This window comes from Geodermatophilus marinus (assembly GCF_003428645.1).
Lineage (GTDB): Bacteria > Actinomycetota > Actinomycetes > Mycobacteriales > Geodermatophilaceae > Geodermatophilus.
In genome coordinates, this window is record NZ_QVQH01000015.1 from 99,739 (window position 1) to 111,354 (window position 11,616).

An 11,616-nucleotide genomic window follows, 5' to 3' on the forward strand; every position below is an offset into this window, starting at 1 on the left:
ATCAGCCGACCAGGTCCCGCTTGAGGACCTTGCCGGTCGCGTTCAGCGGCAGCTGGGCGCGGAAGTGCACCGAGCGGGGGTACTTGTAGGAGGCGACCCGCTCCCGGACGTACCCGATGAGCTCCTCCTCGGTGGCCCGCTGCCCGGGGCGCAGCGCGACGAAGGCCGTGACCTCCTGGCCCAGGCGGTCGTCGGGGGCGCCGACGACCGCGGCCACGGCGACCGCCGGGTGCGTGTGGAGGCCGTCCTCGACCTCGCGCGGGTAGACGTTGTAGCCGCCGCGGATGATCAGGTCCTTCGCGCGGTCGACGACGAAGAAGTAGCCGTCCTCGTCGACGTAGCCGAGGTCGCCGGTGTGGAACCAGCCGCCGGCCATCGCCTCCGCGGTCGCTCCGGGGCGCCCGTGGTAGCCCTTCATCACGTTGAAGCCGCGCACGACGAGCTCGCCGACGTGCTCCCGGCCGGGGGGCAGCGGCCGGCCCTCGGGGTCCCAGACCTCCACCTCGACGCCGTAGACGGGCCTGCCGATGCTGTAGACCCGCCGGTCCTGCTCGCTGACGTTGAACGTCGTCGTCGAGGCGGTCTCCGACAGCCCGTAGCCCTCGAGGACGACGGCGCCGACGGTGCGCTCGAACCGGTCGAGGACCTCGGCCGGGATGGGGGCGCCGCCGGAGATGCCGACCCGCAGCGAGGAGAGGTCGTACCGCTCGCGGTCGGGGTGGTCGAGCACCGAGATGAACATCGTCGGCACGCCCTCGAAGACGGTGACGCGGTGCCGCTGGATCGTCTCCAGGACCGCGGTGGCCTCGAAGCGGGGGACCAGGGCCAGCGTCGCGGCGAACCGGACCCCGCAGTCCAGGATGCTCGAGAGCCCGAAGACGTGGAACAGCGGCAGCACGGCCAGGACGACGTCGTCGTCCCGGAGGTCGAACAACGGCCCCGGGGTGTCGGCGTTCATGAACAGCTGGACGTGGGTGAGCTCGGCGCCCTTGGGCCGGCCGGTGGTCCCCGCGGTGTAGACGATCACCGCCGTGTCGCCGGGGTCGGGCTGGTGCAGCGGGGGCCGGCCGACGACCGGTGTCTCCAGGAGCTGCTCGAAGGGCCGGCCGACGGCGGCGTGCGGGGCACCGGGGGTGGCGAGGACGACCAGGTCGGTGACCCCGGCGTCCGCTGCGCCCTTCGCCGCCTCGTCGGCGACGCCGCTCCAGGTGACCAGCAGGCGGGCACCGGAGTCCCCGAGCACGTAGCCGACCTCGCCGGCCTCGAACAGGACGTTCACCGGGACGGCGACGCACCCGGCCTTGAGGACGCCGAAGCAGGCGACGGCGAACTGCGGCACGTTGGGCAGCTGCAGCGCGACCGCGTCCCCGGGACCGAGCCCGCGCGCGGCCAGGCCGGCGGCGAAGCGGTCCGAGGCCGCGTCCAGCTCCGCGTAGCTGACCGCGCCGCCGTCGAAGAGCAGCGCGGCCTTCTCGGGGTGGGCGCGGGCGGCCTCGCGGAGGATGGTGGCGAGGTTCAGGCTCACGGCGGATCCTCTCGGGACGACGCGGTCGGTGGCCCGGCCCCCGGGCGGGGAGCGGTCCCGTTCGACGTCACCGTGGCCCCCGGCGCACCCGGGCAGCACCGGTCCGAAGGCGGTGGGGGCAGGGACCTCGGGCCCCGGGTGGGCGCCGGGCGCCGTTCGTACGGTTCGGGCATGACCACCGTGCGCACCGTGCGCCGCCCGCCCGTGGGCCGGCGGAGGGCCGGCTACCTCGTGGGAGCCCTGGTCGACGGCGTCCTGCTCTGGCTCATCCACGTCTGGCCGGGGTGGGAGGCGGTGCCCTTCCTCACCGACGCGACACCGCAGGTGCTGGGCCTGGTCGACGCGACGCTGGTGGCCGGCATCGTGGTCGCCGGGGTGGAGCTGGTCTGGGATCCCCGCCGGCTGGTCGCGCTGGGGGAGCTGGTCACCAGCGCCCTCGGGCTGGCCGCGACGGTGCGGGTCCTGCAGGTCTTCCCGTTCGACCTCGAGGGCGCCTGGCCCGCCGTCGTCCGCGTCGTCCTCTGGATCGGGGTCGTGGGCGCCGCGATCGGGGCGCTGGTCGCGCTGGTCCGCCTGGTGCGACCCGCGGCCCGGTGACCCGGGGCCGCCCCGTTTGGACGGCTGCGGCGTGAGCCACCAGGGTGGGCGGAGGACCGCGACCGCCCGGAGGCAGCCTTGGAGACCAGCCTGGACATCACCGCGACGCCGGAGTGGGGTGCGCTGGCCGAGCACCACCGCGCCGTCGCCGGACGGCACCTGCGCGAGCTGTTCGCCGAGGACCCCGACCGCGGGCGGCGGATGACCGCGCGCGCCGGCGACCTGTACCTCGACTGGTCGAAGCACCGGGTCACCGACGAGACGCTGCGGCTGCTGGTCACGCTGGCCGAGCGGGCCGGCCTCCGGGAGCGGATCGAGGCCATGTTCGACGGCGCGCACGTCAACCCCACCGAGGACCGCGCCGTCCTGCACGTCGCGCTGCGGGCACCGGCCGGCCGGCCGCTGACCGTGGACGGCCAGGACGTGACCGCCGACGTGCACGAGGTGCTCGGCCGGATGCGGGACTTCGCCGGGCGGGTGCGGTCGGGGGAGTGGGTCGGCTCCACCGGCCGGCGGATCCGGGCGGTCGTGAACATCGGCATCGGCGGCTCCGACCTCGGCCCCGCGATGGCCTACACGGCGCTGCGCGCCTACAGCGACCGCGAGCTCACCGCGCGCTTCGTCTCCAACGTCGACCCCACCGACTTCGCCGAGGCCACCCGCGACCTCGACCCGGCCGAGACGCTGTTCGTCGTCTGCTCCAAGACCTTCACCACCCTGGAGACGCTCACCAACGCGCAGGTCGCCCGCGACTGGCTGCTGTCCGGCCTGGGCACCGATGCGTCGGCCGTCGCCAAGCACTTCGTCGCGGTGTCGACCAACACGGAGGCGGTCCGCGAGTTCGGCATCGACCCGGAGAACATGTTCGAGTTCTGGGACTGGGTCGGCGGCCGGTACTCCTACACCTCCGCCATCGGCCTGTCGCTCATGGTCGCGATCGGCCCGGAGGCCTACGACGAGATGCTCGCCGGCTTCCACACGGTCGACGAGCACTTCCGGACGGCGCCGTTCGAGTCGAACCTGCCGGTCCTGCAGGGCCTGCTCGGGGTCTGGTACGCGGACTTCTTCGGCGCGCAGACCCACGCCGTCCTGCCCTACAGCCAGTACCTCTCCCGGTTCCCGGCCTACCTGCAGCAGCTCACCATGGAGAGCAACGGCAAGTCCGTGCGCTGGGACGGGCAGCCGGTGACGACGGCGACCGGCGAGGTGTACTGGGGCGAGCCGGGCACCAACGGCCAGCACGCGTTCCACCAGCTGCTGCACCAGGGGACGACGCTGGTGCCGGCCGACTTCATCGGCTTCGGCGAGCCGGTCCACGACATCGGCGAGATGCACGACCTGCTGATGGCCAACATGTTCGCCCAGTCCGCCGCGCTCGCGTTCGGGAAGACCGCGGAGGAGGTCGCCGCCGACGGGACACCCCAGGAGCTGGTGCCGCACAAGGTCATGCCCGGCAACCGGCCCTCGACGACGGTCCTGGCCCCGCGGCTGACGCCGTCCACGCTCGGCCAGCTGGTGGCCCTCTACGAGCACACCGTGATGACCCAGGGCGTGATCTGGCAGATCGACTCCTTCGACCAGTGGGGCGTCGAGCTGGGCAAGGTCCTGGCCCGCGAGCTCGGGCCGGCGCTGACCTCGCCCGACGCGCCCGAGCTGGACCAGGACGCCTCCACCACGGCCCTCGTCGCGCACTACCGGGAGCTGCGCGGCCGCCGCGTGTGAGCCGCGACGGGGCCGTCACCCGATCGACACGTGCGGGGGCCTTGAGGTCGGCGGGTGCCGGCGGGACGGTGGGGCAGGGCACCGGCAGCCCGACCGGTGCCGCGACCGGCGGACGCACGAGGAGACCGCCATGACCCGCACCACGCAGCTCCCCGTCGACCCGGTCGAGCTCCGCGACCGGGTCCGGGAGAAGTACCGGCAGGTCGCCGTCGACCCGACCGGGGGGTACCACTTCCACACCGGCCGGGTGCTGGCCCGGCGGCTGGGCTACGACGCGGACGCCGTCGGCGCGCTCCCGGACCGCGCCGTGGAGTCCTTCGCCGGGGTAGCCGACCCGGTCGCGCTGCGCCGGCCGGAGCCCGGCGAGCGCGTGGTGGACGTCGGCTCGGGCGGCGGCCTCGACACCTTCCTCGCCGCCCGCCGGGTCGGCCCCGGCGGGCACGTCGTCGGGGTCGACATGACGCCGGAGATGCTCGAGCGCTCCCGCGCCACCGCCCGCGAGCTCCGGCTCGACCACGTGGAGTTCCGCGAGGGCCTGGCCGAGGACCTCCCGGTGGAGGACGGCTGGGCCGACGTGGTCCTGGCCAACGGCGTGGTCAACCTCTGCGCCGACAAGCGGGCCGTGCTCGGGGAGGTCGGCCGCGTGCTGCGCCCCGGCGGCTGGTTCTCCTTCGCCGACATCGCCAACGGCCGGCCCGTGCCCGAGGCGGCGGTGCGCGACATCGACCTCTGGACCGGTTAGATAGCCGGCGGGCTGCCCCGTGCGGGCTGGCGGAGGATGCTCACCGAGGCCGGCTTCACCGACGTCGTGGTCGGCGAGCCCTGCGACACCTTCGGCGAGGCCGGGGGCGAGGCGAACGCCCGCGCCTACGAGGTGTACGGGCACCCCTTCCTGGCCCGGAAGCCCGGCTGAGCCCCGCCGTGGACCTCGCCCGGGCCGGTGGTCTGACGATCGCCTACCGCCGCGCGGGATCGGGTGAACCGCTGCTGCTGCTCCACGGTGGGTGGAGCGACGGCCGCGAGTGGGCGCGGCAGCTCGACGACCTGTCCGACGAGTTCGACGTGGTGGCGTGGGACGCGCCCGGCTGCGGCGGCTCGCCGGACCCGCCCGCCGACCTGACCATGGCCGGGTACGCCGACGCCGTCGCCGACCTCGCCGGCGCGCTGGGCCTGGGCCCGGTGCACCTGTGCGGCCTCTCCTTCGGCGGCGGCCTGGCGCTCGCGGTGTACCGGCGCCACCCGGACCTGGTCCGCTCCCTGGTGCTCGCGTCCGCCTACGCCGGCTGGAAGGGGTCGCTGCCGCCGGAGGAGGTCGAGGCCCGCGTGTCCCGGGTCCGGGCCGAGCTGGACCGCCCGCCGGCCGAGTGGGTCGACGCGTACCTGCCGGGGTTCTTCGCCGGGCCGGTGCCGCAGGAGACGCTCGACCTCGTGCGCACCGTCATGCTCGACGTCCGCCCCGCGGGGACGCGGTCGATGCTGACCGCGTTCGCCGACGCCGACCTGCGCGACGTGCTGCCGACCGTCGCCGTCCCCACCCTCCTGCTGTACGGCGCCGAGGACGTGCGGGCGCCGCGGTCCGTGGCCGAGGCGCTGCACGCGGCGATCCCCGGCTCCCGGCTGGTGTTCCTCCCGGGGGTCGGGCACGTGACCAACCTGGAGGCCCCGGAGGCCTTCGACGCCGAGCTCCGGCGCTTCCTGTGATCCGCCCGCCGTGATCATGGAGATGTTGCCGCCGGACACGCCGGGGACGGCGCGTCGGCGGGCCGGATTCCCATGATCACGGCGGGAGGGGCGGCGGGGAGGGGTACGGCGCGAGGGTCAGCGCCAGCAGTACGAGTCGGACGACGCGTCACCGCCCTGCAGGCGCACCTGGTGCACCCGCAGCCCCCGGAAGTCCTCGCCGCGCGGGAAGAACCGCTCGTCGAGGGTGAGGCCGCCCGCGGCCGGATCGGTGTCCACCTTGGCCATCCAGGCGCCGACCCCGGCGGGGAAGAACTGGTCGTCCCAGGCCCCGTACAGCGAGTTGGTCAGGTAGACCCGCCGCCCGTCCCGGCTGACCTCCACCATCTGCGGGCCGCCCGCGAGCCGTTCCGCGGGCGCGGCGGGGTGCGGGGTGCGCCGCACGATCCCGCCGAGGTGCACCGAGCCGACCTCGCGCGGCGCGGCCGGGTCGGAGACGTCGTACTGCTTGAGCTCGCCGGTGCCCCAGCAGGAGACGTAGAGCATCCGGTCGTCCACCGACAGGTCGATGTCGGAGACCAGCGGCGGGACCGCCCCGAAGGGCTGCAGCGCCGGCGGGAGGTCGGCGGGGTCCGCCGGCTCGGCCGGGATGCTGATCACCTCGTCGACCCGCCACTCGTCGCCCTCGCGGTGCCACCGCCACACCGAGGCGGACAGGTCGGCCGTGGAGATGACGACACCGACGAAGCCCCAGGTGGCGTCCGGGTCGTGCGAGGGGCGGATCTCGAGCACCATCTGGTGCTCGGGCCCGAGGTCGACGGTCTGCCGGTGCTTGCCCTCGGCGAGGTCCCAGAAGTGCAGGCGGTGCCCGTACTGCTGGCCGAGCAGCAGGTCGGGGACGAGGCCGTCCTCGATCATCGAGGGGGTGCCCCACTCGCTGGAGACGAGGGTGTTCTGGTTGAGGTGCCACCAGGCGTCGTAGGCCAGGTGCTGGTCGCCCCGGTCGGTCTCCCACGGCCCGATGACGTCGAAGGTGGCGTGGTCGAGCAGGGCGATGCCGCCGGGGCCGCCCCCGTCCTCCGCGCCGCCGAGGCAGGTGAGGAACACCCCGTCCGGCCCGCAGTGCAGCGTGTGCGGCCGGGAGTAGCCGGCCTTGGCGCGCAGCTCCTCGGCCTCGATCGTCTTGTGCAGCCGCGGGGACCGGGGGTCGGGGTGGGTGTCGAAGACGTGCACCCGGGAGCTGCGGATGCCCGGCACCAGCAGGTAGCGCCGCTGCAGCCCGTCGTCCCCCGTGTCGTGCCCGGCGTGCATGAGGGCGCTGGAGCAGGCGTTCCAGCCGAAGTGGTGCAGCTCGTCCCCGGTGGTCGGCATGTCGGCCCACCCGACCACCTGCCCGTAGGAGTCGGAGGCCGGGTCGGTGTCCACGACGGTCAGCGCGTCCGGGCGCTGCCCGGACCGGTCGAAGGCCACCACGTAGGCCAGCTCCTCGGTCGGCGCGGCGATGGCCTCGGCCGGGCTGCGGTAGAAGGTCGGGTCGGTCGGGACGGCGGTGCCGGTCGGTCCGCTCATCGTCTGCTCTCCTCCGCCACGGGGTCGTCGTGATGGGCCGATGCTTCGCCGCCCCGGAGGACGCGGACAGGGACCTCGGGCCCGCCCGACCGGGGACCGCGCGGCCGCCGGCCGCCGGCTCCGGCAGGATCGCGACCGGACCCGGGCGCCTCTCCCCGGGCGGTGGGAGGTGCGCGTGCGGGTACGACCCCGGGTCCTGGTCGCCCTGGTGGCCCTGGCGTCGGCGGTGGCGCAGGCCTTCGGCCGGTTCTCCTTCGCCATCCTGCTGCCGTCGATCAACGCGGACCTGCTCGGCTCCTACGCCGTCGCCGGCCTCGTGGGCACGGTCAACGTCGCGGCCTACCTGCTCGGCACCCTGCTGGTCAGCGCCGTCGCCGCCCGCGTCGCACCGGCCACGCTGATCCGGGCCGGGCTGGCCGCGAGCACCGCCGGCCTGGTGCTCGCGGCCTCGGCGGGCGGGGCGGGCCCGCTCGCCGCCGGCCTGGGCCTGACCGGGCTGGGCGGCGCGCTCATCTGGGTGCCGGCGCCCGGCCTGGCCGGGTCGGTGGTGCGCCCCTCGCGGCGGGGCGCCGCCATCGGCGTCGCCGGCTCCGGGATCGGGCTCGGCATCGTGGTCGCCAGCGCCCTGGCCGCGGCGCTGCACCCGGTCGGGGGCGACGCCTCCTGGCGCACCGTCTACCTGGTCGAGGCGGGCATCGCGGGGGTCACCCTCGCGCTGTGCCTGGCGTTCCTGCGCCCGGCGCCGGGCCGCGACGACGCCGCACCCGCGCGCCCCCGGGCGCTGCGCCGGGTCCCCGGCTGGGTGGGCCTGGCCGGCGGCTACGCCGCCTACGGACTGGCCTACTCGGTCTACACGACCTACCTGGTGAGCGCGCTCGAGGACGACGCCGGGTTCTCCGACCGCCACGCCGCCGCCGTCTACACCCTGGTCGGCGTGGCGCTGGTCTTCGGGGGCCTGCTGCTCGGGCCGCTGTCGGACCGGTGGGGGCGGGGCCGCGCGCTGGTGGTGGGCTACCTGGGCATGGCGGCCGCCATCGCCGCCGTCCTGCTGGGCGCCGAGCCGTTCGCCGCCCTGTCGGCGCTGCTGTTCGGCCTCACGATGTCCGGGCTGCCGGCCGTGATCGCCGCCCACCTGTCGGATTCGCTCACCCCGCGGGAGTTCGCCGGTGCGTTCGGCCGCTGCACCCTCGCCTTCGGCGTCGCGCAGCTGTGCGGCCCGCCGCTGGGCGGGTTCCTCGCGGAGTCCGCGGGCACCTTCCTGCCGGCCTTCGCGCTGGCCGCCGGGGTGGCCCTGGCCGGCGCCGCCCTGAGCGTCCCGGTGGTCCGGTCCGCGGCCGGGCGGGGGGAGCCGGTGGCCGGCGCGCGCCGCTGACCGCCCGCGGCCGGCCCGGCGGTCAGCGGCCGAGGTGCGCTCGCACCGCCGCGACGACCACGCGGTGGTCGGCGAGCTGCGGCAGCCCGGAGACCGCCACCGCCCCGACCGGCCCGACCGAGCGGACCGAGACCGGGAAGGCGCCGCCGTGCGCCGCGTAGCGCAGGGGGTCGAGGCCGAACTCCGCCTCGAAGGTGGTCCCGCGCTCGACCGAGGCCTGCCGGACGTACAGGCTGCCGTGCCCGAACCGGTGCACGACCCGCATCTTCCGCTCGATCCAGGTGTCGTTGTCGGGGGTCGCCCCGGGCAGCGCGGCGGAGAACAGCCGGTGCCCGTTGCGGACGACGGCGACCGCCACCGGGGCGCCGTCGCGGCGGGCGGCGGCCACGAGCGCCGAGCCCAGGTCCCACGCGTCGTCGTTGGTGAAGCCGGTGAACTGCAGCTCCTCCTCCTCGGCGGCGAGCTCGGCGAGGGACGGGAAGTCGTCGGCCATGTCCTCCTTCCTACCGGTCGCCGCGCCCGGACCCCCGGGCGGGAGGACGCCTCATCCCCGGCGGGGGAGGCGGCCGGGCCGCGCCCCGGCTGGGATGTCGGCATGTGCCGCTGGCTCGCCTACTCGGGGGATCCCGTCCTGCTCGAGGACCTGCTGTACCGGCCGGCGAACTCGCTGGTGATGCAGAGCCTGCACGCCCGGCTCGGTGCCGAGCCGACCAACGGGGACGGCTTCGGGGTGGGCTGGTACGACGGCCGGCCCCGGCCCGGGCTGTTCCGGAGCACCGACCCGGCCTGGAACGACCGCAACCTGCAGGAGCTCTCCGCGCACGTCGAGGCCCCCCTCGTGGTGGCCCACATCCGGGCCTCGACGGGGACGGCGGTCCAGCAGACCAACTGCCACCCGTTCCGCCACGACCGCTGGCTCTGGGCGCACAACGGCGTCCTGACCGGTTTCCCGCTGGTCCGGCGGGACCTGGCGTTCGCCGTCGCCCCGGAGCTGTTCCCCCTGATCGAGGGGTCCACCGACTCGGAGCTGTTCTTCCACCTCGCGCTCACCCTCGGGCTGGAGGAGGACCCGCCGGCCGCGGTGGCCCGCGCCGTGGGGCTGGTCGAGGAGACCGGCCGGCGGCACGGCATCGACTTCCCGGTGCAGATGACCGTGATCACCACCGACGGCGAGACGCTGTGGGCCTTCCGGTACTCCAGCGAGGGCCGCTCGCGCTCGCTGTTCACCAGCACGGACGTCTCGACCCTGCGGGCCCAGTACCCGGACAACCCGCTGCTGCAGCGGGTGTCCGACCGGGCCCGGCTGGTGGTCTCCGAGCCGCTCGGTGACCTCCGGGGGGCCTGGCACGAGGTGCCCGAGTCCAGCTGCGTGGTGGTGCGGGCCGGGGAGCAGCAGCTGCTGCCGTTCGCCCCCGCCGTCCCGGCGGCGGCCTGAGCCGGCCTCCGTGGGAGGGCACACCGTGGCGCGGCGTCCTCCGGCGCGGCGGTGGTCGCGGTGACCGCCGGGCCGGCCCCGCCGACCGGGAGCGGCCCCACCGCCGTCCCCGCCGGCCCGCTGCCCGCCGCGCCGGCGACGACCCTCGGCGTGGAGGAGGAGTTCTTCCTCCTCCGCTCGGGCGGCGCAGCCGCGACCGTGGCCCCCGAGCTGCTGCGCGCCCTGGACGGTGCGGTCGACCTGCAGGCGGAGTTCATGCAGTTCCAGGTGGAGAGCACCTCGCAGGTGCGGACGGACCTGCACGCGCTCGCCGGGGACCTGACCCGCGGACGCCGGGCGCTCGCGGCCGCGGCGGGTGAGCTCGGCGCCCTGCTCGTGGCCAGCGGCACCCCGCCGTTCCGCGTGCCCGGGCGGGTCGCCGTCACCCCCTCGCCTCGGTACCGGGAGATGCTCGACCGGTGGAGCCGGGCGGGGGAGGACGTGTCCTGCGCGACCCACGTGCACGTCGGCGTGCCGTCCCGCGACCTCGGCGTGGCGGTGGTCGACCGGGTCCGCGGGTGGCTGCCGGTGCTGCTGGCGCTGGGGGCCAACTCGCCGTTCTGGCGGGGCCGGGACACCGGCTGGGCCAGCTACCGGCACGCCGTCCTCCGGGCCTGGCCGACGGCCGTCCTGCCCCCGCGGTTCCGGGACGCGGCCGCGTGGGACGAGGGCGTCGCCGAGCGGATCGCCGAGGGGGCCGCGCTCGACCGGGCCAGCGTCTACTGGTTCGCGCGCCTCTCCCCGCGCTACCCGACGGTGGAGATCCGGGTCGCCGACGCCGCACTCACCACGGCCGAGGCGGTGCTGATCGCGGGCCTCTGCCGCGCGCTCGTGGTCACCGCGCTGCGGGAGGCGGTCGCCGGCGCCCCGCCACCGGAGCTGCCGGACGCGGCGCTGGCGGCCTCGGTGGTGGCCGCCGCGCGCCGCGGGCTGGGCGGTCTCCTCCTGGACCCGTGGACGAGGCGGTGGCTGCCCGGGCGGGACGCGCTGCCCGGGCTGCTCGCCCACGTGGCGCCGGCCCTGGAGGAGGCGGGGGACGCCGTCCTGGTGCGCGGGCTGCTGGAGGCGCGGCTCACCGCCCGCTCGGGTGCCGCCCGCCAGCGGGCCCTGCGCCGCGGGACCGGACCCGGGGGTCTCGTGGCGGCCCTGGCCGCCGCGACCCTGGCGGACGGCGGGGTGGGCTACCTACCGCCCACCCCGCGCGTCCCGGAGGGCTGAGGGCCCGCGCCGAGCGGCCCGCGGCGGCGGTCAGCCCCCGGCGAGCTCGGTGAAGGTGTCGGCAGGCCACCCGGCCTGCGCCCGCAGGGGCGCGCTGGGCCTGCACCGGCTCAGCGCCATCGGCTGCCGTTCCATGCGGCTCACCAGGGTTGACCCGCGTCGTCGGACGTGGAGCCGGGTCACAGCGCGGCTCCACGTCGGGCCGGGCGGCTCGACCCGCGCCGGAGCACGCCGACGTGCGCACGAAGGGTCACACCTGGCTGCCGAATTCAGCCCCGGGTGAGCACGGCGAAGGTGTCGGCCACCCAGTCGGCGACGAAGGTGCTGACATGGGGGAGGTGGTCCAGGCCGATGTGCTCGGTGGCCCCCTCCTCGGGCGTGAAGACCCGCAGCTCCCGCTTGGGGGAGTTGACCGCCTGGTCGTAGGAGCGGTGCGCCATCTCCAGCGGGATCTGCCGG

General features: G+C 75.8%; 11 protein-coding genes and 1 pseudogene. 8 read left to right on the forward strand and 4 right to left on the reverse strand.

All coding sequences use genetic code 11. The features are described 5' to 3' along the window. Position 1: 1 nt before the first annotated feature. Positions 2-1,525 (reverse strand): long-chain-fatty-acid--CoA ligase, encoded by a 1,524-nt coding sequence (locus D0Z06_RS16435; RefSeq protein ID WP_117378626.1) that lies wholly within the window; start codon positions 1,523-1,525, stop codon positions 2-4. Positions 1,526-1,696: 171 nt separating this feature from the next. Between D0Z06_RS16435 and D0Z06_RS16440 the strand changes: the two genes are divergently transcribed. From D0Z06_RS16440 to D0Z06_RS16455, 5 genes are all read left to right on the forward strand, one after another. Continuing rightward, a complete protein-coding gene (locus tag D0Z06_RS16440) occupies positions 1,697-2,122 on the forward strand; it encodes a hypothetical protein (protein ID WP_117378627.1) in 426 nt (141 codons plus the stop codon). Between the two features lie 78 nt (positions 2,123-2,200). Next, positions 2,201-3,844 (forward strand): glucose-6-phosphate isomerase, encoded by a 1,644-nt coding sequence (pgi, locus tag D0Z06_RS16445; protein ID WP_233517741.1) that lies wholly within the window; start codon positions 2,201-2,203, stop codon positions 3,842-3,844. A 130-nt stretch (positions 3,845-3,974) separates the two neighbouring features. Beyond that, positions 3,975-4,586 (forward strand): methyltransferase domain-containing protein, encoded by a 612-nt coding sequence (locus tag D0Z06_RS16450; protein ID WP_117378628.1) that lies wholly within the window; start codon positions 3,975-3,977, stop codon positions 4,584-4,586. A 36-nt stretch (positions 4,587-4,622) separates the two neighbouring features. Continuing rightward, entirely contained in the window at positions 4,623-4,757 is a 135-nt protein-coding gene (locus D0Z06_RS26755) for a hypothetical protein (protein ID WP_255419354.1), read from the forward strand. Positions 4,758-4,765: 8 nt separating this feature from the next. Next, the gene (locus D0Z06_RS16455) at positions 4,766-5,545 is read left to right on the forward strand and encodes an alpha/beta fold hydrolase (RefSeq protein WP_117378629.1); all 780 of its coding nucleotides are present in this window, start codon (positions 4,766-4,768) and stop codon (positions 5,543-5,545) included. Between the two features lie 117 nt (positions 5,546-5,662). Here D0Z06_RS16455 and D0Z06_RS16460 read toward each other — a convergent pair whose 3' ends face one another. Beyond that, positions 5,663-7,093 carry a selenium-binding protein SBP56-related protein gene (locus tag D0Z06_RS16460; protein ID WP_117378630.1) on the reverse strand — a complete coding sequence of 477 codons (1,431 nt, stop codon included), beginning with the start codon at positions 7,091-7,093 and terminating at the stop codon, positions 5,663-5,665. 175 nt (positions 7,094-7,268) lie between these two features. Between D0Z06_RS16460 and D0Z06_RS16465 the strand changes: the two genes are divergently transcribed. Then, positions 7,269-8,465 (forward strand): MFS transporter, encoded by a 1,197-nt coding sequence (locus D0Z06_RS16465; RefSeq protein WP_158580011.1) that lies wholly within the window; start codon positions 7,269-7,271, stop codon positions 8,463-8,465. Between the two features lie 22 nt (positions 8,466-8,487). On the opposite strand, the gene D0Z06_RS16470 is transcribed toward D0Z06_RS16465, so the two are convergent. Next, positions 8,488-8,958, reverse strand: a complete 471-nt coding sequence (locus tag D0Z06_RS16470) for a heme-degrading domain-containing protein (protein WP_117378632.1) — start codon at positions 8,956-8,958, stop codon at positions 8,488-8,490. 102 nt (positions 8,959-9,060) lie between these two features. Between D0Z06_RS16470 and D0Z06_RS16475 the strand changes: the two genes are divergently transcribed. Then, entirely contained in the window at positions 9,061-9,900 is an 840-nt protein-coding gene (locus D0Z06_RS16475; protein ID WP_117378633.1) for a class II glutamine amidotransferase, read from the forward strand. 60 nt (positions 9,901-9,960) lie between these two features. Continuing rightward, positions 9,961-11,157, forward strand: a complete 1,197-nt coding sequence (locus tag D0Z06_RS16480; RefSeq protein ID WP_158580012.1) for a carboxylate-amine ligase — start codon at positions 9,961-9,963, stop codon at positions 11,155-11,157. Between the two features lie 269 nt (positions 11,158-11,426). Here the strand turns inward: D0Z06_RS16480 and D0Z06_RS16485 are convergent. Beyond that, a pseudogene (locus tag D0Z06_RS16485) lies at positions 11,427-11,616 on the reverse strand (alpha/beta hydrolase); the annotation flags it as partial.

Bases quoted from the DNA above. Each gene is read 5' to 3' on its own strand.
- D0Z06_RS16475 (WP_117378633.1), top strand. From the start codon at position 9,061: ATGTGCCGCTGGCTCGCCTACTCGGGGGATCCCGTCCTGCTCGAGGAC.
- D0Z06_RS16440 (WP_117378627.1), top strand. From the start codon at position 1,697: ATGACCACCGTGCGCACCGTGCGCCGCCCGCCCGTGGGCCGGCGGAGG.
- D0Z06_RS16460 (WP_117378630.1), bottom strand. From the start codon at position 7,093: ATGAGCGGACCGACCGGCACCGCCGTCCCGACCGACCCGACCTTCTAC.
- D0Z06_RS26755 (WP_255419354.1), top strand. From the start codon at position 4,623: ATGCTCACCGAGGCCGGCTTCACCGACGTCGTGGTCGGCGAGCCCTGC.
- D0Z06_RS16450 (WP_117378628.1), top strand. From the start codon at position 3,975: ATGACCCGCACCACGCAGCTCCCCGTCGACCCGGTCGAGCTCCGCGAC.
- D0Z06_RS16470 (WP_117378632.1), bottom strand. From the start codon at position 8,958: ATGGCCGACGACTTCCCGTCCCTCGCCGAGCTCGCCGCCGAGGAGGAG.